This window comes from Thalassospira sp. HF15, from assembly GCF_011806525.1.
GTDB lineage: Bacteria > Pseudomonadota > Alphaproteobacteria > Rhodospirillales > Thalassospiraceae > Thalassospira.
This window is the reverse complement of sequence record NZ_JAAVKI010000003.1, coordinates 122,897-145,121: the sequence shown is the minus strand read 5'-3', so window position 1 is coordinate 145,121 and position 22,225 is coordinate 122,897. Positions and strand designations below refer to the sequence as shown.

Annotated in this window: 17 protein-coding genes; 8 read left to right on the top strand and 9 right to left on the bottom strand. The window is 48.1% G+C overall.

The window, feature by feature from the left end; all coding sequences use genetic code 11:
- Window positions 1-20: 20 nt before the first annotated feature.
- Window positions 21-1,397, top strand: coding sequence for a hypothetical protein (locus HED22_RS07230; RefSeq protein WP_167720647.1), 1,377 nt, complete (start codon window positions 21-23; stop codon window positions 1,395-1,397).
- On the opposite strand, the gene HED22_RS07225 is transcribed toward HED22_RS07230, so the two are convergent.
- Window positions 1,387-2,013, bottom strand: coding sequence for an HAD family hydrolase (locus tag HED22_RS07225; protein WP_167720645.1), 627 nt, complete (start codon window positions 2,011-2,013; stop codon window positions 1,387-1,389). The two genes, HED22_RS07230 and HED22_RS07225, sit on opposite strands and share 11 nt — an antisense overlap.
- Window positions 2,014-2,104: 91 nt before the next feature.
- Between HED22_RS07225 and HED22_RS07220 the strand changes: the two genes are divergently transcribed.
- Entirely contained in the window at window positions 2,105-2,812 is a 708-nt protein-coding gene (locus HED22_RS07220; protein WP_167720643.1) for an acylneuraminate cytidylyltransferase family protein, read from the top strand.
- On the opposite strand, the gene HED22_RS07215 is transcribed toward HED22_RS07220, so the two are convergent.
- From HED22_RS07215 to HED22_RS07200, 4 genes are all read right to left on the bottom strand, one after another.
- Window positions 2,806-4,770: an acyltransferase family protein gene (locus tag HED22_RS07215; RefSeq protein WP_167720641.1), complete on the bottom strand. Its 1,965-nt coding sequence runs from the start codon at window positions 4,768-4,770 to the stop codon at window positions 2,806-2,808. The two genes, HED22_RS07220 and HED22_RS07215, sit on opposite strands and share 7 nt — an antisense overlap.
- Before the next feature lie 82 nt (window positions 4,771-4,852).
- Window positions 4,853-6,379, bottom strand: a complete 1,527-nt coding sequence (locus HED22_RS07210; RefSeq protein WP_167720639.1) for an N-acetylneuraminate synthase family protein — start codon at window positions 6,377-6,379, stop codon at window positions 4,853-4,855.
- A gap of 23 nt (window positions 6,380-6,402) precedes the next feature.
- Entirely contained in the window at window positions 6,403-7,569 is a 1,167-nt protein-coding gene (locus tag HED22_RS07205) for a Gfo/Idh/MocA family protein (protein WP_217701870.1), read from the bottom strand.
- Between the two features lie 59 nt (window positions 7,570-7,628).
- The gene (locus HED22_RS07200; RefSeq protein ID WP_167720637.1) at window positions 7,629-8,420 is read right to left on the bottom strand and encodes a class I SAM-dependent methyltransferase; all 792 of its coding nucleotides are present in this window, start codon (window positions 8,418-8,420) and stop codon (window positions 7,629-7,631) included.
- A 232-nt stretch (window positions 8,421-8,652) separates the two neighbouring features.
- Between HED22_RS07200 and HED22_RS07195 the strand changes: the two genes are divergently transcribed.
- The 3 genes from HED22_RS07195 to HED22_RS07185 are packed head-to-tail and all read left to right on the top strand — an operon-like array spanning window position 8,653 to window position 13,311.
- Window positions 8,653-9,651 (top strand): glycosyltransferase family 2 protein, encoded by a 999-nt coding sequence (locus tag HED22_RS07195; protein WP_167720635.1) that lies wholly within the window; start codon window positions 8,653-8,655, stop codon window positions 9,649-9,651.
- A gap of 7 nt (window positions 9,652-9,658) precedes the next feature.
- Window positions 9,659-11,581 (top strand): asparagine synthase (glutamine-hydrolyzing), encoded by a 1,923-nt coding sequence (gene asnB, locus HED22_RS07190; protein WP_167720633.1) that lies wholly within the window; start codon window positions 9,659-9,661, stop codon window positions 11,579-11,581.
- Window positions 11,581-13,311: a hypothetical protein gene (locus HED22_RS07185; protein WP_167720631.1), complete on the top strand. Its 1,731-nt coding sequence runs from the start codon at window positions 11,581-11,583 to the stop codon at window positions 13,309-13,311. The genes asnB and HED22_RS07185 overlap by 1 nt, the downstream gene beginning before the upstream one ends.
- Window positions 13,312-13,355: 44 nt before the next feature.
- Here HED22_RS07185 and HED22_RS19565 read toward each other — a convergent pair whose 3' ends face one another.
- The gene (locus tag HED22_RS19565; protein ID WP_175581158.1) at window positions 13,356-14,099 is read right to left on the bottom strand and encodes a class I SAM-dependent methyltransferase; all 744 of its coding nucleotides are present in this window, start codon (window positions 14,097-14,099) and stop codon (window positions 13,356-13,358) included.
- Between the two features lie 123 nt (window positions 14,100-14,222).
- On the opposite strand from HED22_RS19565, the gene HED22_RS07175 reads away from it, so the two are divergent.
- Window positions 14,223-15,206, top strand: coding sequence for a lysylphosphatidylglycerol synthase transmembrane domain-containing protein (locus HED22_RS07175; RefSeq protein ID WP_167720629.1), 984 nt, complete (start codon window positions 14,223-14,225; stop codon window positions 15,204-15,206).
- Between the two features lie 2 nt (window positions 15,207-15,208).
- On the opposite strand, the gene HED22_RS07170 is transcribed toward HED22_RS07175, so the two are convergent.
- The 3 genes from HED22_RS07170 to HED22_RS07160 form a co-directional block, all read right to left on the bottom strand.
- Window positions 15,209-16,000 carry a bifunctional 2-polyprenyl-6-hydroxyphenol methylase/3-demethylubiquinol 3-O-methyltransferase UbiG gene (locus HED22_RS07170; protein ID WP_167720627.1) on the bottom strand — a complete coding sequence of 264 codons (792 nt, stop codon included), beginning with the start codon at window positions 15,998-16,000 and terminating at the stop codon, window positions 15,209-15,211.
- Entirely contained in the window at window positions 15,997-17,217 is a 1,221-nt protein-coding gene (gene pseC / locus HED22_RS07165) for a UDP-4-amino-4,6-dideoxy-N-acetyl-beta-L-altrosamine transaminase (RefSeq protein WP_167720625.1), read from the bottom strand. Before pseC ends, HED22_RS07170 begins: the two co-directional genes overlap by 4 nt.
- A gap of 212 nt (window positions 17,218-17,429) precedes the next feature.
- Window positions 17,430-19,361, bottom strand: a complete 1,932-nt coding sequence (locus HED22_RS07160) for an acyltransferase family protein (RefSeq protein ID WP_303047726.1) — start codon at window positions 19,359-19,361, stop codon at window positions 17,430-17,432.
- A 520-nt stretch (window positions 19,362-19,881) separates the two neighbouring features.
- Between HED22_RS07160 and HED22_RS07155 the strand changes: the two genes are divergently transcribed.
- Together HED22_RS07155 and phbB are read left to right on the top strand one after the other, a co-directional pair.
- A complete protein-coding gene (locus HED22_RS07155; RefSeq protein ID WP_167720621.1) occupies window positions 19,882-21,054 on the top strand; it encodes an acetyl-CoA C-acetyltransferase in 1,173 nt (390 codons plus the stop codon).
- Window positions 21,055-21,300: 246 nt separating this feature from the next.
- Window positions 21,301-22,023, top strand: a complete 723-nt coding sequence (gene phbB, locus HED22_RS07150; protein ID WP_044827794.1) for an acetoacetyl-CoA reductase — start codon at window positions 21,301-21,303, stop codon at window positions 22,021-22,023.
- The last annotated feature ends 202 nt before the right edge of the window (window positions 22,024-22,225 follow it).

Below are 22,225 nucleotides of genomic sequence, written 5' to 3'. Positions count from 1 at the left end.
ATTCTGTGGAGTTGTCCGGGGTGAGAATACAGATCTATGTGGAGCACGACATCGTGGTTCGGCACTTTGTATATAGCGGAGTGTTCGAACGTTTAATAGAGCGCGGTCATGATGTCAGTTTGATTTTGCCTGATAATGCGCCCAAACGCATTTCAACTTTTCCGAATGATCGTCAGACGTCACTTCATGTCGAGACGGTACCAATGCACCCTGGGCGCCGCACGATATGGAAAAAACTTTTTCTGCTGGAAAAGTTCCGCTATCGATTTGATCCCGCTGCACTAAACACCAAGAAGGCATATGCTAAACTCCAGCATTGGAAAGCAAATATACTTTTCAGCTTGTTTGCTCTTCCATTGGTCCGACAGTTTTATATACGACTGCAAATCGCCAGACTGTCTCGGCTTGCAGACACGGAATTGTTCAGGAAGTTAGAGGACGAACAACCTGACTTGGTTGTACATCCCAGTGTTTTGGACGGTGTGTTCTTTGATGACTTGATCAGTTTTTGTGGTGAGTTGGGTATCCCGCTGATTAACATCATGAACTCATGGGATAACCCGAGTATCAAGCACGGTGCTGTTAACAATCCAGACTGTTTGTTGGTTTGGGGGCGTCAAACGCACCAGCACGCTGTCAAATATATGGGAATGAGGCCTGAGAACGTCAAAACGTTTGGCGTGGCTCAGTTCGATGTATATCGAAACCCACCTCGTATCAGCAAAGCGGAATTTTGCGCGAAACATGGACTGAACGAAGATTGCCGAATTTTGTTGTATGCTGGATCGAGCAAAGGAACAGACGAGACTGCTCATCTTCATATGATTGACGAGTTTATCGATCAAGGTGATTTGCCGCCCATGAAGGTGATTTATCGTCCCCACCCGTGGGGTAATGGCGGTGCAAACGGTGAAGGCGTTCTCGAACAGAAATGGAAGCACGTCGTGATTGAAAGTAGTATGGTCGAATATTTGCAGTCAGTGAAAAAAGGCACGGCTCGAATTTTCCTCGCTGACTACAGAGATACGCACGATGTTCTAAGCAATATCGATTTTTTGATATCACCTCTCTCAACTATCATCCTTGAGGCGGCTCTGCATGGGAAGCCAGCGATGTGCTACATGCCAGTCGATGAAAAAGAAGCTACGCACTTTCAAGCCGTAAAGGACATGCCTCACTTTGACGATCTGTTTCAGATGGATGTTTTCCCCAAAGCCTTTGGTGAAAGTGAACTCCGAGATGGGCTTGCTAAGCTCATAGAACTGTCGGAAAAAGTGGATACGCAAGTTAAACTGGCGAAAGCTTGTAATCACTTCATTGAGCCCTTTGACCAGTCCTGGGCCAACCGCTTTACTGATTTCGTTGAAGAATATGCAGCTCGAAAGATCAGGAATTAAAGGCAAGCAGGTTTAACTGGTCAAGGTTGTCGAGCACTGAAGGAGAGATATCCCGGTTGCCACGAAAGTCGAAAACAGGTTGGAAATGGCAGCCAAGCTGTTCTGCGCAATCTTGGTCATCTGCGCCATCGCCAATGACAAGAACATCGTTTGCCTGGAAACCTTGTCGGTGCATGAGTTCTTGCAGATTTTCCTGCTTGCTGGCGGGCCTGCCTTTTGTGTGTTCGAACCATTCGCTTAGGCGGCGTTCTCTCAGGATTGCCTTCAATTCTCGCTCAGGCGTTGCAGAGTTGATCGAAAGTGATAGGTCCATGCTGTTCAGCTTCTTCAAGCAATACATTGCTCCAGGCATTAAATCCGCTTCTACGACTCTCTTATGAACAGTTGCTGTAAAATCGGCGAGTAAGGCTAATTCTTGCTCTCTTGGCAGACGGTACTTTTTTGCCATGATTTCGAATATGGAGTGCCTGTCGAGTGGTGGGTTTTGGTGCAGTAAACTTTCCAGGTAGTTTTCTCCACTTGGGAACTTTCTGGCAATCGAATAAAAGACGCTCTTTTTAATGTCGTTCGAGTTGACCAGAGTGCCATCAAAGTCAAAACATACGGCTTTTATCAAGTTACTTTTCCATCTATTCATAATGCCTACGCGTCAGAGAGGCCGATATACCTGATCGGTCGTCAGTTATCATGATTGAGGTATACAGAGCATGTTGGCAGATAAGTCTATTCTTGCCGTCGTTCCAGCCAGAGGTGGAAGTAAAGGTATCAAGCTTAAGAACTTGCGTGAAGTAGGTGGTTTAAGCCTTGTCGCTCGTACCGGTAAAATTATTCAGCAATTGCCTGAAATCGACGCTGCAGTTGTCTCCACAGATCATGAGTTAATCGCAGAAGAAGCTCTCCGACATGGAATCTCAGCACCTTTTATCCGTCCGCCTGAATTGTCTGGCGACAGAATTGGTGATGTCGAGGTTCTATCACATGCCTTGTTAGAGGCTGAGAATGCATTTTCGCAGACATTTGATATCGTACTTATGTTGCAGCCGACATCTCCCCTCCGGAAAGCAGACCATGTTCGACAGTGCCTTCAGAAATTTTGCGAGTCAGATGTCGATGCAACATGGACCGTTTCGGAAACAGACTCCAAGGCGCATCCGCTTAAACAACTCAAATTGAATGTTTCTGGAGGGCTGGAACTCTATGATAAGGAGGGCAGTCAAATTATTGCCCGCCAGCAGTTGGAACCGCTCTATCACCGAAATGGCGTGGCGTATGCAATCTCACGAGAATGTTTGATAAATAAAAAAAGTATCTCAGGGGATAAATTTAATGCAACAGTCATCGACGAATATCTGGCGAATATTGATACTGAAATTGATCTCAAGTGGGCAGATTTTTTGTTGTCGGAAAGTCAGTAATTCTCTCGCTGTGCGGCCAAATGATAAAACTTTGTCAGTAACTGTGGAAGTACTATCCTTGCCCCAGAAAGAGAGAGATGATTGGAATCGATGTACATCATGTCTCCATGTTTATCCAGTAGACCACATTCTTGATCGCATAGTGATTGACGGGGCAAATAGTAGTCAGAGAGGCCAGCGTAATCATCGGAAGCATTAGATATAGCTTTGATTTTACTGGCATTATTCTCTTGGAGAAGGTTCTTGCAGTTAGGTGACGAAGATTTGTTTTTGATAGCGCAATTAATGTCAGGCGCGTCAGGGGAATCGCCGACTAACAATAATGGTAGGGGGCGCGTTTTTTCATAGAGATCTTTTACATCACCAGTGATCGCCTCTAGGAATGAATCACTGTTTTCAAATCTGACGTGTGAGTTATCGTTCTTCTGGATTATTAGGTTACGGTATCCTGGCCACCTTTGGCCGTGCATAACACCAATCACGTTTGGGTTAGAAAGCCAATGTATTAGTTCGTCTTGCTTTTCCAAGCAGTCTGATTCAAAGGCCCCGGTGTCGCTCGTGTAGGACTGTCCAAAAAAGCAACCAGCACTGGTAATTAGCTTGAACCTGTAAGGTAGACTGTCTGACATTTCTGATAGAGCAAGGGTATAGTGATCCATGTGAGAATCGCCCACAAACAGAACAATTTCCTCGATCTCCTTGTTCCCCAAGAGACAGTCGTTTGGGCAATCTCTTAGAACACCTTTACGGCGTTTTACTAGAGCTTCTACATAAGCTGCTGCATTTTCGTTGAAATCAAATGCTAATCCGGTAGTGATCCGCCACGGCATCCCGTCGGAGGTCCGAATTATTGCGCCAGTTAGCGTTGCTACACTAGCAAGGGAAATAATTGTCCCGAATCTGACAATGTTTTTTCTCAAGAAGATGGTTTTGAGCTGTTCTTTACTATTGATTCGGAAGCGCTTTTCAACGGAAAAATGAAGTAAGAATCCAAAAAACAAGCTTGCTAATAGAAGTGTTGATACCTCCGTCAAGTGGAGGTCTCGGTATACATAGTATTTATAAAATACTATCAGCGGCCAATGTACCAAATAAATTGAATAGCTGCTTCTTCCTAAGAAAAGCATTGATCTGCTACTTAGAAATTTTCCGACCCAGCTGCCTTGGGATCCGACAATTAGAATACCTGCCGAAACACAGGCAGGTAAGGCGTTGTAAAACGGAAACGTATCGGTCTGGCCAAGAAAAAAAGATTGGAAAAGGATTGCAATGATTGCCAAGTATGAAAATAAAGTTAGCGAATACCTCGGGACCTTGTTTTTCGTGGTTAGCGGGATGCATAGAGCGCCAATGCAAAACTCATAAACCCGGAAAGGTGTGAGGAAGAAAATTGAGGCGCTATCATCCAAAAAAACAGAGCTTGCACAAATACTAACTAACCCAATTAATGCTATTATTAGAAAAACCCGACCTCTTAGGTATTTATACGCAACAAGAATTAAAATAGGCCAGAGTATATACAGCTGCTCTTCGACACTTAATGACCACGTATGTAATAACGGTTTTTGATCTGCTCCAACATCGAAGTAGCCACTTTCTCGCCAGAACTTGAAATTCGAGAGTGAGATAGTAGCGCTCAGAAAACTTGCTCCAAAACGTCGGAACTCATCTAGCGAAAAAATATGAAATGCAAAGAATAAGGATACGAATAAAACTAGTAGGAGGGCTGGAAAAAGACGGTGCACTCTGTTGATATAAAAATTAACTATCGAAAATTTATCTGTTTCGATGTCACGAAGAATTTTCTTCGTTATCACAAATCCACTTATTACGAAGAATATATCGACCCCGATAAACCCTCCTGGAAGAGATGATGGTAATAGATGGAAAAAAAGCACCAGCAGAACAGCTAGCCCCCTTAGGCCATCGATTTCAGGGATATAGTCTTTTGTTTTCATCAAGGATTTCTGAGATATGAAGAGGGCAAGAAAGCCGCTCCCGCCCCCTCTCGTTAATATTAGATTTGATGCATGCGGGTAATCAATTCAGTTCGTAACGACCCCAATGATTTACGATTGACTTTCGCTCTAGTCGCTCAAGTTTGTTGATAGCAGGATCCCGGTATACAGAATCATTGTTGAAGTGGGTTGTGGAGACTTCTTCAAACACACAACCGGTTTCCGACCAGAAGTTATGCCAGACGCCTGGCATAACCAGAGCAGTATCGCCCGGACGCATGATTCGTGTTCTACCATCCACATTTGAGTGCAGCTCGCCATACAGGACCTGGAAAGTCTCTTCCTTGCGTTTGTGGAAGTGTTCAGGGTGAACTTGGCCCGGAAGCTGAACTAGGATCTTCTTGCAATACTCGCGATTAATGCAGTTGATCAAGACGGTCCCCACTTTCATGAAGTTTTCGATCCCTTCATGATGGGAGTATTCCACTTCGAACTCAGGCCCCAAATGAACACGTGCCTCGTTGAGGAGTGCCTTGACTTGGTGAATTGCCGACTTGATCACCTGATATTTGGGCGCCGGTGGCATTTCAACCTGTGCAGGGAAAACGGCCTCGTTGACCTTTAGGTTCTGCTGCAAAGTCATTCCAGGGCGCCAGTTCTCGCTGGACAACTGGCCTGGAACGTATGGCATCGCAAAGAAAACGTCCTCGCGTTCCAGAAGGGTTCCTGCTTCAAGGTCTTTCTTGGCAAAAATCCCGCGGCGTAAGCTATCGAGGGCTTCCTTCTCAGCTTTGGTCGGTTCGGTGCGCTCGTACGATCCCGCCAAAACTTGTGCTTTTTTACAGGCTTTGAACCAAGCTTCTACCTGTTTGGGGGTGGAGCTATATTTGTTGAGCTTGATCTTGTCAGTTTCAATACCAACATGGCGCTCGAACATCTCGGCACCCTGACCAACAGCAACCATTACCGGTCCAGTATCGGACGGCGCTTCGTGGGTTGACCATCCGATGACCCGATTGGGGAAGCGTTCCTTGAGCATCGAGATATTGCGTAAATTGCAGTCGGCATCTGGCGTCGGGTAGATGGACACACAATGCATGATAGCAAAGTCTGCGCCACGATGGTCAAAGAAGCTGACGACGTCATCAATTTCGTGAATGGTCAAACCGCCGGTCGAAACGATGATCGGCAGTCCTGACTCAACAGCTTTCTCAAGCAAGGGCCAGTCTTTGGCAGAACAGCTTGCGATTTTCAAAATATCGAAGCCCATCTCGACGATTATATCGACAGACTCTTCGTCAAATGGAGTGCATATCGAGATCAGCTTGTGTGCTTTTACCTCATCAAGCAGTTGTTGATACTGCTTCGGGTCCATTCGCGTCGAGAGAAAGCGTGGAATATGTTTGTTGTCACTGTCTTTCTGATGGTCGGGGTGGATAAAACTGTCTAGTTGGCGAAACTGGAATTTTACTCCGCATCGAACGCCCTGCGCACTGGCAACCTTGGCATTTTCTCGGATGATAGCCAGACCATGCTGCACATCACCTTGGTGATTGTTGGCAAGATCAAGCACAAACAGGTTTTTGAAATTGTATCGTGAATTTTCCATTACTTGTTCGTTCCTCTTGGAGCTTAGGCTGACAAGGCGGAAGGAACATAGCCCTTCGTCCAGTCGATGCTGACGGTCTTCTGTGTCGCGGCAGACAGGTGGGCTGCTGCTACAACCATCATTGTATCCAGTCCGCGCTCAAGCGAAATGGGGGACATGGATGGATCAGCGGTCAGTGCTTTTTCGATATGGCGCAGTTCTTTAATGAAGTCGTCTGGGCGCGTTTTGGCTATGTCGGTCTTGCGAGTGTAGCCGTCCGTCTTGAATTCTGAAACTGAATCTGTTCCCGGCTTAGAACCGCACTGCCACTCCAAAGATCCGTCTCGGAATTGAGCTCGTGCCCACTTTCGCGCTGGATGGGTGATGACATCCTGAACAACGCGTCCAGTAAACCCGGTATCGGTCTCAAGTGTCATAATACACAGCCGGTCATAGTCGATGGCGCCATCTTTTACAAAATCAAGCTGAGCCGTGACTTTGCTAACGCGGCCTTTTCCTGCACTGTGGGCAAAATGCTGCCAGAGGTTGGCTGCATGACTGTGCTCGCCGCTTGCGCCGCCGCCGCGACGGAAATAACCAAGATAAGTATCTTCTGGACCACTGAGCCAAGGGTGTGCCCCAAAGATTCCTGCCCAATGTTCGCGGAACTCAACATCCAGCGTAAGCAACGGGCCAAATTTATCTTCATTGATGTTTGCTACAAATTCTTCGGATGCCCGGCCAACAACGTGGTCATATCCGGTGAAAATGGCGACACCTTGCTTTTTTGCCTCTGCGACCAGTTCTTGCGCCCCCTCCAGACCAGGGCCGCAAATCGGCTTCTCAACGATAATTGCTTTTGGTTTCTCGGCAATAGCGCTCATGGCCAGTGGGATATGAACATCGGGAGGCGTTCCTATTACAATGATGTCATAACCACCGATAGGAACTTCTTTGCTATTATAAAGTCCAATTTCCTCGTCCCATTTTCCATAGCGGGATGGATATATATCGTGCTTCGTTCTTTCAAGCGCGGCCTGGTCAATGTCACACATGTCTACCGACCAACCGAGTGCCCGGGATGCGTTAGCGAGGTGATTGCCGATAGATCCGCAACCGTGAACTTTTACCTTGAACATAACAACCTTGTCTGAAGCTTTAGTGGGAACGAGAGCCGAAAATTTGGCAAAAAATATAGATGAGAACTGCATTTTGCAACTACATCAGGGACAAACACCTCAAGTCCTTGATCAAGGCGCGGGTTGCAGACTTACTGCGTGCCTCCCTGTGCATAAAAAGCAAGTTGTGCTGCATTGTACTTTCCTAGTGCCGGTTCATCCAATACGAACAGATGTTGGTCGTAGTCTTCATCGAACGAGTAAGACCAATGTCTTTGGAGGTTCGCTTGCAGGAAGCGCGCATTCGCAGCGCGACCGTCTACAAGTATGATGGTACCCGGGATAAGAAAGTGTTCAAATAGAAGGATGTCTGACGACATCGGCATAAAGTCTTTGTGCGTGGTGGATAGGCCATTGATTGATCCCTGCGTCGTAAATTGGTCAGGGCCATCAAGATAAATGAAGTCAGGACTAATCTGCGGAATCTCTTTGTATCTTGTCGTAAGGCGTCCCTGAAACTCGTAGCAAGTTACAGGCGAGACATGAAAACGCGCATTGCTAAGGCCCGCGGCATCGACGCGGTCCTTAGCTACTTGTGACCATCTTTGGACGTCATCAAGACTGTGCATTTCAAATGGATTGTGACGACGGAGGTTCTTGATTGCATCGCCGTATTCCTGTTGGTTGCGTCCAAGTGCATCGGCCATTATGAGTGAAGACCACCCGGTGCCAAACTCCAGGACGGTTGTGCGTCTGTTCTCCCGAACGAGGCTATGCAGTCGATGCAAATCCTTGAGCACAGGTTTGTATGGTGTGTCTTGCACCATATCGTTCACGCCGCGTTGCTTGCCCTTCGAGGCCTCGACAACATGCTCCATGCCTAGTGAAATAAAGTAATTTTCCAACTCGGTATCATGGACAGGAGTGAACTTTATAGAAAGCATCGTTTTTCCGTGATTTGTCACACTTAGAATAATCTACATATCGTCATCAATTATTCAGAGGTTGGGTTACCACTATCCTGAACAAAATCCTATTGAAAATCGAAGTATGCCTCGATTGGATCTACTGACAGCACATGAATAAAAATTGACAGTGAGTGCCTCAATACACTTTAAGAAGGACAGGTTCAATTCAACGTAGCAATGATCGATCTTTCGGACGGAGTACATTTCCTTGCCTGACGCGTCAAAAAAAATCATATCAGCGGACAAGCTCCTGATAAGTATCGTTGTACCCGTCTATAACGAAGAAGATGCTGTTTCAGAGCTGCATCGTAGATTTTGCGCAGTGCTTGACGCACAATTCCCCGATTACAAATTCGAGTTTGTTTTTGTCGATGACGGTAGCCGTGATAAGAGCCTCGAAAAATGCAAAGAACTTTCCGAACAGGACAACCGGGTAAAAGTTGTCGAGTTGCGTCGGAACTATGGTCAGACGGCCGCACTTCAGGCTGGTTTTGATGCCGCCGTCGGAGACATAGTTGTGTCTCTTGATGCTGACTTGCAGCATTTTCCGGAAGATCTCCCGAAATTCATTGAGAAAATGGAAGCCGGTGCCGATGTTGTATGCGGTTGGCGCCATCAGCGTAAGGAAGGCATCATCCGGCGATGGCCATCAAGAGTTGCAAACTGGATGATCCGTAAGATCACTGGTCTGGAAATTCACGACGTCGGGACAACTTATCGCGCTTACCGCAGAGAAATTCTGGACGATATCCTGATCTTGGGTGAGCACCACCGTTTCGTTCCAGTTTTTGCCAAAGTCGCAGGGGCTCGAATTGAAGAAGTCCCGATCGAGAACATTGAGCGGCCGCACGGTGAATCTAACTACGGAATTGGCCGTACGCTGAATGTTTTTTTGGATCTGTTTTTTCTTTATTTCTACACTCGGTACCTCGTCAAACCTATCCGCATTTTCGGCAAGTTGGCTCTGGCATGTGGAGCAATTGCGGGGTTGATTACGCTCTATCTTGCAATCCAGTGGTTGGCGACGGGGGACCCGGTCGTTCGCACACACAGTGGGTTGTTTGTTGTTGGATCTCTGCTTTATCTCGCTGCAGTGCAATTTTTGATCGGCGGTGTGACAAGTGAATTAATGGTTCGCCAATATTTCACTGACAGCGGGCACAAGTCCTACAAGGTAAGAAACGTCTGGCATAAATCGGAAGACTGATTAACAGATGTGCGGAATTTTCGGACGATTCTCAAGAAGTGCAAATCTCGGAAACCTTGAGAACCTTTGTTCGGCGACGAATTACCTCACGCACCGAGGGCCGGATGGTGGGGGATATTGGTCCGACCGGTTTTGGTTTCTCGGGCATCGTCGGTTGTCGATTATTGACCCGAAATTAGGCATTCAGCCAATGGCGACGGAGGACCGTCGCTATGTGGTCGTGTTCAATGGAGAGATTTATAATTATCTGGAACTGAGCGAGAAGTTCGCAGAAGACGGGTTTATTCCGAAAACAAGTTCGGATACCGAAGTCTTGCTCGAGGCTTGGCGTCGCTGGGGAACATCAGTATGCGAGCATCTTGATGGAATGTTCGCATTTGCGATCGCCGATCGTGAGAAAGGGAGCATATTCCTTGCCAGAGACCGTTTCGGCGAAAAGCCGCTTTTTGTTCAGGAAACTTCAGATGGTCTGACCTTCTCATCTGAATTCGGCGCTTTTCAATGTCTTGAAGACTATGATCCGGAAATCGATTTGGCGGGGCTAGGCAGTTTTTTGTGTCTCAATTACGTCCCCGGTGAAAGAACGCTGGTTGAGGGTATCAGGAAGCTTGCTCCCGGAAGTTGGTTGGAATTGACGCCACAGGAAACGCGGTCCGGCAGGTTTTGGTCTTCTGATGAAAACATCCAATCAACTTTGAATTTCTCCGCGGCAAAGAAAAATGCGCGAGAGTTGATAGATGAGGGTACGCGCCTCGCATTGCGGAGCGACGTGCCGGTTACACTGTTCCTATCGGGGGGCATTGACTCAACCTTGGTTGCTGAAAGTGCAGTTCGTCAGGGAAAAGTTAGTAAAGCCTGGTGCTTGGATATGCGTCAGGAAGGCTTTAGCGAATATCCAATGGCGAATAAGGTCGGAGAGGCTCTTGGAATTGAAGTCGAGCCTGTTGCCTTCTCGTCGAACATAATGAACGACTTTTGTCAACTCGCATTGAGGCAAGATGACCCGATGGCCGACTCATCTGCTCTTGCAGTTTGGGCCCTGGCTAAGCAAGTAAGCAAAGAATACAAGGTTGCTCTGGGTGGTGATGGCGGTGATGAACTGTTCGGTGGTTATCTGACATATCGTGCGACGCGCTTGCAGAGTGCATTGACGAAGTTCATGCCAAAACCCGTCCGAGACTTGTTGGCATCTTCGGGAGACTGGTTGCCTGTGACACCGGGCAAGGTTACGACAAGCTATAAAGCATGGCGTTTCCTGAGGGCTTTCGGGCTTGAACCTGCCGAGGCACATTATACTTGGAACGGGACGTGGTTACCAAATGAAGCCGCACAGCTTCTCGCTGATCAGCAAGCAGCCGGTTTTGCTGCTGACGCTTTAGCGCGCTTGAAAAATTCTCATAACTTGAAGCCGTCGCCGGGAATTCTTGATCTTCAAAAAGTGGATATCGCCGAATATCTGCCAAACGATATTCTTACCAAAACAGACAGATGCAGTATGGCTTGGGGATTGGAAGCCAGATCTCCACTATTGTACGGGCCATTGGCAAAGTTCGGACTTTCATTGCCCGACAGTCATAAATTCCGTCCTCTTGGTGCCCAAAAACGCCTGCTACGTGAACTGGTTAAGGACCGGTTTGGCCGCTCTGTCAGTCATACAAAGAAGCAAGGGTTCAGCATTCCTGTGCATCATTGGCTACGCAATGAGGCCCGGGTTATGGCTGAAGATATTCTGTCACCGGGACGGCTTGGGCAGCTCTGGTTTCTTGATGTTTCGAGGGTGGTTGACATCAAGAAACGTCATATGTCCGGAAAAGCGCAGTATGGCTTTGAGTTGTGGGGGCTGATGATGCTGGTTTTGTGGTTCGAAAACCGGTTCACAATGAAGAACTTCGTAAAACCATCATCGCAATTAAAACGGATACGCCTCTGATGCTTGATCGAAAAACTCTCCTTTTCTGGCTTTTGATCAGTGTCGTGATGTTTGCGTGGCGACCGTTTTATCTCGGTATCTATGTCGATGACTGGTTCTACCTTATGCAGTCGTCGCTATTGTCGCCGGACTGGTCCTTGGCGCGATGGGAAATGTTGGAGCTGGCCCAAAACCGCCCAGCCTTAAGAGTGCTCTCTTGGGTGTTGACGTCGTTCGTCCCGAGCGAACCATATGCATTGCAAAGCATGGCAATTGTTCTGACCGGAGCAACGGCCATCGCTTTCGCTGTTTTCTCCAAGCGTTTTGCTTTTCAATTCGTTGCAGAAAGGGACGCAAATCTGGTTGGGCATTTTGCGGCGTTGCTTTGGTTGGCTGCGCCCTTTGTGGTTCCAATTACTTTTTGGCCAACCGGCACAACTGCTTTGCTTTCTGCTATTTGTTTCTTCACCTCTGGTGCGATTGTTATCGCACATTGGTCCGATGCAAGTTTCAAGGATTGGTTGCTGGCGGCCTTGATTTCTGCTTGGGGATTTCTAACTTACGAGGCCTTTTATCTGCAATATGTCGTCTTGCTGTTCTTCCTGTTCGTTATAAGGGACAGGAAGCTCAAGCCTGTTTTGTGCTGGTTTGCGGTGCTTTCTGCCTCTCAGGTTTTTGCTCTTGGTTACAACAGATATATGCGTGCAACCGGCGCTGAGGGATCGCGGAAGTTCGATCAAGGGCTGATAGATGTTCTGTTCCACTGGATGAGCTATCCAGGCCGAATCATAGGCTTTGAACAACTCACTTGGCCGGTTTTGGCAGCAATCATCGCCGTGATCGGTTGCGGCGTATTTCTGGGATTTTCGCGCTGGCAGAAGCATCGCCAAGCTGAGACATTGCATGGCACGGAGAAATGGGGGGGCCTTGCAGGGGGTAGCGTTCTGTTACCAGCCTGTCTGGCGGTGATGATGCCGTTGCCTATCGCCATGATCGAGGGGATGCCCCTGTTTATTATTGCAATGATGGTGATTGGCTACCTCTTCATCAAAAAGTGGCCTGAAATTTTGCTACCGCAACGTCGAGGGTTCTTGATTGCAATGCTTGTGGTCATGGCCGGTATGGTTCTTGGTGGTCTGGCGTTCGCTGCCGGAAACTATGTGATTTGGGCTCAAGGGATCGGGGGGCGATCAGCAATGGTAATCGCGTTCTGGTTTATTCTGGGGATCGCCATATCAGTTGTCATGACCCCAGCAACCCGCAAATGGAAAACAGCGCTTTCCGCACTGTTGGTTGCGAGTTTTGTCGTACCATTGGCCGCTCGAGCGTATGACTGGCACACCTCTTGGACCATGCAACAGGACATCATGGCCTCAGTGCCTGAGATGCCGGTTGAAGAGTTTGATCGGAACAGTTTGTTCATCATCCGAAGCCCCCAAAACCCGGGATGGATTCCGGTCATCGAAACCAACTGGCAGGCTGGTAGCATGATGCGGTTGCATCTTGTCGAAGGGCTGGGAGGAGCAGAGGCGGCCAGCTTGCCTCTCGACGACTGGCAGCATAGGTGGGTTGTCTCCCGTCCCGATATCTACAGAATTGAAATTTTTGACAATCAAGTCACTCTGTTTGATTGCGATACTGGTCAGGTGCATTCCGAATATCAAGCGAGCGATGTCTGGCTTTGGGACCGGTTTGAAGGAACATTTTCGCGGGTTCGGAACCGGAAAATTCCCGGATGTGTTGCAAACTAGTCAAGAATGGCAACATGGATTTGTTCCAACCGTCAAATTGGTCTTCATTCCTTGCGGCGCAAGACCTCTTCGCACACCTCCTTGCGAGGCGATTGGGCATCAATGTAAAGATAGAAGCTGCAATGGCGTAATGGTAGCGGAAACCGCTTTATTCTGATGGTTTCGAACATGTGCCCAATCAAGCTGCGGATTTCATCGCTTTTGTTGATGTGCTCGTGCCGCATGAGAACGCCATAATCTAGTTTATTTCTAAACCAGTATGGGACACCGGTTCCAAAGCGCCATGCCAGATACCAGGCAAGTTCACCCTCACAGGGAATCGCGGCCTGAAAACGACCATGATCGGCAAGCAGCAAGCCAGCGCGGGCAATTTCGAAAGGAAGGTTTTGTAAATGCTCTAGAACCGCTATCGAGATGACCCTGTCATATCGTGTGTTCTCGGGGATTTCCTGCAAGTCTGCATATATGTTTCTAACCCGGTCAAGCGCCGGACTGTTCTCGTAGAAAAATGAGGCAGGCTCGACAGCATCATAAGTCTGATCTTGCTGTTCGTACGCTAAATGGTTCAACGTCCCTGCGCCCAACTCCAGCGTCAGTTCTCCAGTTGCATTTTTAGCGACTTGTCGATGCATCCATGTCTCAAGCTTTTGCGCAATCGAAGTGGCAACGTTTCCTCCCTTGCGATTGGCAAGATATTCTTTCTCGTAAATATCCTTGAACGCCTGAGGTAGAGGGGGATGTGTCCGCGGATATGAGGCTATCAATTGATCTATGTTCTGCGTTTTCATGATTTCAAGCTTCAAACCGGGCAATAGAAAAAGACAAACTACAAGAGACTCTGCTACACAGAGGCAAACTGTTATCGGAAAGAACGACCTCATTAAAGGTTTAAATTGGCTGGCAGAATTAAATTGAGTGCGAACATCTTCAAAGGACGGTGGGTCGGTTACCTGTTTTCTGCGGGGTGTATCTGTATTCTGGCTTGGAATACGGACTGGGGCGCGCTTGTGGATGGCTTTCGAAATATCAGCGCTGTGATGTTTCTTGTGGCAACCTGTTTGGTGATGACAAGTTATTTCGGGTTTTCCTATCGATGGTGGGAACTCTTGAATTCACGCTCTTCCACCAGTCTTGTTTGCTCGCTTAGGTCTTACTTGATAGGGCATTTTTTGAATAATCTACTTATGTTGCGCGCAGGAGATATCTATCGCGTAAACTGGCTTCGCAAGCAAAGTGGATGGAACGCCGGAAGTGCTATGTCTGCGCTGTTAACGGAGCGGATTACAGATATTCTGTCCCTTGGTGGCTTCAGTATCTTCGTCTTTGCGAACGTTAACCTGCCTCGCGAAGTATCTCTGGCGATGGCATTGCTGATTTTGGCTGGCCTGGTCTTGCTTTTAGCTAACATATTTTTACGCCGCATTCAGCGAACAACACGCAGATTGGCGTTGCGTGTCGGATTTCTCCTCTCACGGCGCGCGGGCCACTCGGTTTGGCGATTTGTCAACGGTATGGCAAGCGGGGTACTACCGCCGGGAACAACCGGCATGACAGGGCTTTATGTAAAGCTTTTGTCTGTCTCTGTGCTGGCGTGGCTGTTCAATCTTGCTGCAATTTTCACAGTGTTGTCGGTTTTTTTGAATGAAAATGCAGTGGGTGCCGCTATTACGGTGATGGTAATCACAAACTTCGGTTTGGCATTACCAACTTCTCCCGGGGGCGTCGGTGTTTACCATTCGCTTGTGGTTGTCGCGTTACTGCCGTTCGAGATAAATTTCGATTCCGCTTTGGCCATTGCATTCGTTTTGCATGCGGTAAACTATGTTCCGATGCTTGTTGCGGGGACCGTCGCGTTTCTAAGAAACAGGCCCGAAGCCGTTCAACGAACAATCTGAAGTCATGCTTTCTTGCCGACGACGGTCCAGCTATATCCGTGCCGATGATGGGCGAATACGTCGACAAAGCCATTGCGTTTCAGAAGGTCAATCGCTTCCTGTTTGCGATAGTATTTGGCCCATTGGGGATTGAGTTGATCAAAAACAATCAGATGTTTCTTTGAATAACTGACTTTCCCGAAAACTCGACGCATGTATGAACGCAGTGGCAGTGGTAAAACAGAACTCAACCAGATGTATGGATAAGTCATCAAAACCAACGCATGGCAGAGCAGGCTCAAAAGCCAATCGGGCATAATGTGGGTCAGGCGCCGAAGTGGTTGAAATATCGAGAGATAAAGCTCATTTCCCTCGTGTCCGTAGAGCCAGATTACCATCTGCCCGCCAGGGCGTAGGCAGTTCAGTGCGCGCTGAGCAACGATATTGGGTTCTGGAATATGATGAAGAACACCAATAGAAAAGATGATATCGAAGGGACCCAAGCCCTCAATGTCACGGCCCTCGCGTTGGACACAATTTATATCGGTTCCTGCTAAATTGTTTTTAAGCGTTTTAAACGCCGCGCTGGGTTCAATTGCAGTGACAGATTTGGCGCCTGCGCGCGCGAGCATCAATGATATGCGACCAGTTCCGGCACCTATTTCAGCTACATCTTTGTCTTGAATATCTTCAACAGCGAAAGCCGGTTCCAGAATGTCCTTTAGAAGCTCGTTCGAACCATAATACCCGCTGTTGTCGGTATAGGTTGTCCACTGATCGCCGAAATCGGCGATTGTCTTGTTCGAAGAATTCAACGTTCTGTTCCTTTAGCGGCAACCTTACGCAATGCCGCAATCACGCGGTCTACATCTGACAATTCCATATCCGAAAACAACGGCAGCGTCAGGCATTTTCGATAGAACTCTGAAGCGCCTTCAAGTGCGAGATCAGGACACATCCGACGATAATAAGGCTGGAGATGAACCGGTGTATAATGCACTTGTGTTCCAATCCCCATTTCTCTTAGGCTGCTCATTACCGCATTGCGGCCTAATCCGAGAAAATCATCATCGAAAAGCGCGGTCATAAGATGCGCACATGGATCACATTCTGCGGCTCGTCCGATCAAACGAACACCTGACGGAAGTTCGGATGCAAAATTATAATAGCGATCACGTAACGCACGACGTTTAGTCGCGAACTTTTCGAGCTTTCCTAGCTGGCTTATGCCAAGTGCACATTGCAGATCACAGGCCCGATAGTTGTACCCCGGATCTTGCATTTCGTAATACCAAAGGCCCCAGTCGCCGCTGATGTCTAGGCCTGCCTCCTTGCTCGTAAAATTTTCCTGATCTCGGCTCATGCCATGATTTCTTGCAAGACGCAGTCGCTCGTCAATCTTAGGGTCGTTTGTGGTGACAGCTCCACCTTCTCCCATGGCGATTGTTTTGACTGGATGAAAGGAGAAACAAGCCATATCCGACCAATGGCAGTCACCGGTTTGTGCTTCAAGATTGGGGCCATGACGACTGCCTAGAGCATGACAGGCATCTTCGATAATAATCATGCCTTCTTTGCGCGCGATGGCGTGGATCGCAGGCATGTCGCAGGTTTGTCCAGAAAAGTGAACGGCGATTACCCCACGAGGCTTCCTACCGGCGGTTTTTATGCGTTGAATTGCCGACATAAGGTCTTTTGGCCGCATCAGACCGGTTTCAGGATCGCAGTCGGCAAAACAGACTTCTGCGCCTGTAAATGCCATTGCATTCGCTGACGCCAGGAATGTGATTGTTGGTACAATAATACAGTCGCCGGGGCCAAATCCTGCGGCAATCGCAGCCAAGTGCAGTGCAGCTGTTCCCGAATTGCAAACAACTGAGTATTCAGCTCCGGTTTTGGCCGATAAAACTGCTTCGAACTCAGCGACCTTGGGGCCGGTTGTCAGATAATCCCCTTTCAGGGCTTCTACAACTGCGTCAATATCGTCTTGCTCTATAGACTGACGACCGTATGGTAGGAATTTCTTTGTCACTGGCTTTATCTCTCAAGAAAGGCTGAGGCTTGTGCGAAGATGTCTTTTCGCGCCGGATGGTTTGCTTGCCAGCCTAAGGCAGTTTTGGCCTTCGTTATTGATGAAACAAGTCTTGCTGAATCCCTCAGGCGTCTTGATACCTCTTTTATCGCAAATTTGGGATCCGATATATTCAGTGCTGCCTGTGAATAAAATACGTTTCATTCATAATGCTAATCGTTTTCAAATTTCGTTAAAATGGCTTCCGTCAGTCTGTTTACAGTCTTGCGTGCTCCAACTGAAGTTAGATGATTGTCGTCATAGTAAGCGGGAAGCTTGCTAACATAAAGGTTGCAGTCTTCAAGTGGGCAAAGATCTTTTGACGGATCCATCAGCGTTACATTGGTGAACTCTTTTTGGATATTGGTGAGCAGTTCAATGGCTTTAAGGTTTTTAAGGAGATAAAAATCTTTTGGGGACTCACTTCCAACATCCAGCATCGGGAGCCTTGCACTTAGCAACATTTGTTTTGGAACATTTACTGGCGACTCTGGCACTGGCATGATCAGAAAAACGGGTTTACCAATTTGACTAAGCCATGAAAGTCGCTCTTTGAACATTTTGTAAACGGCGTTCTGTTGCTCTTGCGAATTTTGAATTCCATTCTCATCAAAATAGTTCAACTGAGCAGTTATGCCTTGGGTCCAGCGCATGGAGACAACAAGTGTATCCGACACTTCAGCTAAGGACCTGATGTCTCTCTTCCAATCAGAGACATACTCAGGGCGATTGTCCGACATTGCCAAGTCGTCGCTTTTAAAGCTGTATCTGCTATGAATGCCACGGATATTGTATTTGGTGAGCTTTTGGTGCAATTCGGGAATGAACATACGAGCGTGAGAGTTTCCTATCAGAAGAATAGTTTTCTCTGGTCGTTCCCAATCGCCAAAACCGCATACTTTCAATTCTCCCAATGTGTGTAGGCTACACCCGTACTCATTCAGGCCGGGATCTTCTGCTGCCGCAAACTGGCGTTGCAGTTCTTCGGGAAAGCGATTGGGGGCACCTTGGTTGATATGCCCCCAGACGCCGACTGCAAACATTGCTGCGGATACTGTGACGGCAATGACGAAGACTCGAATAGTTGCGCTTGTGCCTTCTTTTTTTCGGCGGAATGGTTTTTCGACAAACCTCCAGGATAGATAGCCAAAAAGTAACGAGAGGAAAATGGCGCCCAATTTGACGGCAGGAGTCAACGGCTCAAGACTTAGTACTCTCAAAAATGCAAATATTGGTTGATGCCACAAATATAGGCTAAAACTGATAAGCCCGACTGCAACTACAGGCTTCGCAGAAAGTAATCTTCCAATAAATCCAGATCCATTGCTGAAAATAAGAACTAAAGTTGTGCCAAAAACTGGTAAAATTGTGTAAATTGATGGAAATCGTGTATTTTTATCAAATAATAATAAAGACATTAAAATAATTATGGTTCCAATTAGCTCCAGACAATAATTAGCACTTGGTTTTTTGTTCTGGCAGTAGAATGCGATCAAGCTGCCAGATAAAAGCTCCCAAATTCGACCGGGAAGAAGGAAAAAATTTGCGGTGGGAATGAAGTGACTGCCAAGTTCTGATAATAAAAGACTTGATATGACAATAAAAAATACGAAAGTTATTGATTTATTGCGATTTTTTCTTAAAAGAAAAATGAGAAATATTGGGAATATAACGTAAAATTGCTCTTCTACAGACAGGCTCCAAGTGTGTAGAAGCGGTTTTTCTTCTGCTGTAGCCGCAAAGTATCCGGTTTCTTTCCAGAATAATATATTCGACGAAAAAAGAGATAAGGATGCTAAACTTTGCGAGAAATCCTTGAATAGGTCAGGCCTCAGGAACCAGTAGCCAAATCCAAAAGATGTAAAAGATACGGTGAAGAGTGCAGGAAGTATTCTTCGAATTCGTCTTTGGTAGAAATCAGCGTATGAGAAATTATTATTCGTCTCTTCTCGAATTATAATCGATGTAATCAAGTATCCGCTAATAACAAAAAAAATGTCTACTCCGACAAAGCCGCCGTCGAATGGCCCTAAATCTGCATGGAAAAGTATAACTGAAATTACAGCCAAGGCACGTAGACCGTCGATCTCTCTCCTGTATTGCATGTCAAGTATCATTTTCCGAATTATGAATGTAATGGACTTCAGTCCCTAGCAGAAGTGACCCGCAAAGTATGCATGTGATCACTTCTGCCTATGAGGTATGTTCGCTGATGGAAACAACATTTCAGCTCAAACTATGATCAGAAAACCTAAGTGTGAAGAGTCTTTTTGGATTCCCTAGCTGTGCCAGAATAGGCAAGAGTATGTCAGCTGGTAGCTTTGTACATCTGTTAGTAAAACAGATGGAAAAATAAACTGGTTACGAAACGTTTGATTAAGTTTTGTTCAAATGTAACGAGCACTTGCGATCTTGACCCGAGAGGCACACACTATACATAACTTGACGAGGTTAGCTCTGGGTGTTCGCTCTTGGGTTGCGTACTCTTAAGCTGACCGAAAGTGGTAGGCATCTGCACTTGGAAATTTGCTGCGGTGCGGTAAGATTAAGTCAGGATCTGAGCAAGGCCATTAACGACCTTTGCCCGATCTTTGGAAACGTAATCAGGATTAATCGGAGGATCTCATGACCGACGTCGTAATTGTGGGTGCCGCACGGACACCAATCGGCGCATTCAGTGGCACGCTGGCCAATACCCCGGCGCATGATCTGGGTGCTATTGCCATCAAGGCTGCACTCGAACGCGCAGGCGTCGAAGGGGATGCTGTTGACGAAGTTATTCTTGGGCAGGTCCTGACAGGTGGTCAGGGTCAGAACCCGGCACGTCAGGCCGCCATTGGTGCGGGTATTTCGGATCGCGCGACTGCGTTTCTGATCAACCAGGTTTGTGGGTCGGGTCTGCGCACGGTCGCCCTTGCCGCTCAGCAGATCATGACGGGTGACGCCAATATCGTTGTTGCCGGTGGTCAGGAAAACATGTCGCTTTCCGGGCACACGGCGCATCTGCGCGCCGGGCACAAAATGGGCGATGTCAAATTCATCGATACCATGATCAAGGATGGCCTGTGGTGCGCATTCAACGGCTATCACATGGGCAACACCGCCGAAAACATCGCCAATAAATGGGGCATTTCGCGCGAAGAGCAGGACGCATTCGCCGCAAGCTCGCAGAACAAGGCCGAAGCCGCCCAGAAAGCCGGTCGCTTCAACGATGAAATTGCCGCTGTCACCATCCCACACCGTAAAGGCGACATCGTCTTTGATGTGGATGAATATCCGCGCCACGGTGCCACCGTCGAAGGTATGGCCAAACTGCGCCCGGCCTTTGATAAGGAAGGCACGGTTACCGCGGGTAACGCATCGGGCATCAATGATGGCGCCGCCGCGCTTGTTGTCATGTCGGCTGATGAGGCTGCCAAGCGCGGTCTGACCCCGCTTGCAACCATCAAGAGCTGGGCGACCGCCGGTGTTGATCCGGCAATCATGGGTTCCGGCCCGATCCCGGCGTCGAAAAAGGCGCTCGAAAAGGCCGGCTGGTCGGCAAGCGACCTTGACCTGATCGAAGCCAACGAAGCCTTTGCCGCCCAGGCGATTGCGGTCAACCGCGACATGGGCTGGGATACCGATAAGGTCAACGTCAATGGCGGTGCGATTGCACTGGGCCATCCGATTGGCGCATCGGGCGCACGTGTCTTCACCACGCTGCTGCATGAAATGCAGAAACGCGATGCCAAAAAAGGTCTGGCGACGCTCTGCATCGGTGGCGGCATGGGGGTTGCGCTTTGCGTTGAACGCTAAGCGGCCTTTTGCCTGAAATGAAACATGCGGGGCGTCCTCTGGGTGGGGATGCCCCGTTTGATTTGGTGCAGCGTTTGCTGCAGTGCGACGAAAGACTAAGCGGTTTTGCAGAAATCGAGGATGGAGAAGTAATAAAGTTACATATATAACGCTGTTTATGGACTAATATTACGCAAGTCGTAGAAGGGCAAACTACGGAAATCGCGATGATGACACGTTTGATCAACGAAGTTTAGGGAGGCGACCATGACAAAAACAGCACTGGTAACCGGTGGTACACGCGGGATTGGCAAGGCCATCAGCCTGTCACTCAAGGACGCGGGATATACCGTTGTGGCAAACTATGCCGGCAATGATGAGGCCGCAAAGGCCTTCACCGATGAAACCGGTATCGCGACCTATAAATGGAGTGTTGCGGACGCTGATGCCTGTGCCGCAGGCATCGCCAAGGTCGAAGCCGAAGTCGGGCCGATTGATATTCTGATCAACAATGCCGGCATCACCCGCGACGGTTTCATGCACAAGATGGAGACCGAGCAATGGAATGCGGTGATCGACACCAATCTGAGCTCGCTCTTTTACATGACCAAACCGGTCCTTGAGGGCATGCGCGCACGTGGCTTTGGCCGTGTCGTCAATATTTCCTCGATCAACGGCCAGGCCGGTCAGTTCGGCCAGACCAACTATTCTGCCGCCAAGGCCGGCGTGCATGGCTTTACCAAGGCACTGGCCCAGGAAGTCGCGCGCAAGGGCATTACGGTTAATACGATCGCACCGGGCTATATCAATACCGACATGGTGGCGGCGGTCCCGGAAAAGGTCCTTGAAGGCATCATTTCCAAAATCCCGGTCGGCCGACTGGGTGAAGCAGACGAAATCGCCCAGGCGATCCTGTATCTCTGCGGCCCGAATTCCGGTTTCATCACCGGTTCCTGCCTGTCGATCAATGGCGGTCAGCATATGTTCTGACGCTCTACTAAAACGGTAAGATGATCTTTCCTGTATCAAAACGCCCCGCATAATTGCGGGGCGTTTTTCGTAAGCATCGTATTTACCTGCAACTCAGGTGCAATGACGCACGTTCCCGATTTTCGCGGATGCAATCAGTGATCGGAGCAGTGGTGCATATATTTTACGGGATTTGTTTGTCTGGCAAGTGACAGAGATGTTG

Bases quoted from the DNA above. Each gene is read 5' to 3' on its own strand.
- HED22_RS07160 (WP_303047726.1), bottom strand. From the start codon at position 19,361: ATGCAATACAGGAGAGAGATCGACGGTCTACGTGCCTTGGCTGTAATT.
- asnB (WP_167720633.1), top strand. From the start codon at position 9,659: ATGTGCGGAATTTTCGGACGATTCTCAAGAAGTGCAAATCTCGGAAAC.
- HED22_RS07155 (WP_167720621.1), top strand. From the start codon at position 19,882: ATGACCGACGTCGTAATTGTGGGTGCCGCACGGACACCAATCGGCGCA.
- phbB (WP_044827794.1), top strand. From the start codon at position 21,301: ATGACAAAAACAGCACTGGTAACCGGTGGTACACGCGGGATTGGCAAG.
- HED22_RS07215 (WP_167720641.1), bottom strand. From the start codon at position 4,770: ATGAAAACAAAAGACTATATCCCTGAAATCGATGGCCTAAGGGGGCTA.
- HED22_RS07210 (WP_167720639.1), bottom strand. From the start codon at position 6,379: ATGGAAAATTCACGATACAATTTCAAAAACCTGTTTGTGCTTGATCTT.
- HED22_RS07185 (WP_167720631.1), top strand. From the start codon at position 11,581: ATGCTTGATCGAAAAACTCTCCTTTTCTGGCTTTTGATCAGTGTCGTG.
- HED22_RS07205 (WP_217701870.1), bottom strand. From the start codon at position 7,569: ATGCAGTTCTCATCTATATTTTTTGCCAAATTTTCGGCTCTCGTTCCC.
- HED22_RS19565 (WP_175581158.1), bottom strand. From the start codon at position 14,099: ATGAAAACGCAGAACATAGATCAATTGATAGCCTCATATCCGCGGACA.
- HED22_RS07220 (WP_167720643.1), top strand. From the start codon at position 2,105: ATGTTGGCAGATAAGTCTATTCTTGCCGTCGTTCCAGCCAGAGGTGGA.
- HED22_RS07200 (WP_167720637.1), bottom strand. From the start codon at position 8,420: ATGCTTTCTATAAAGTTCACTCCTGTCCATGATACCGAGTTGGAAAAT.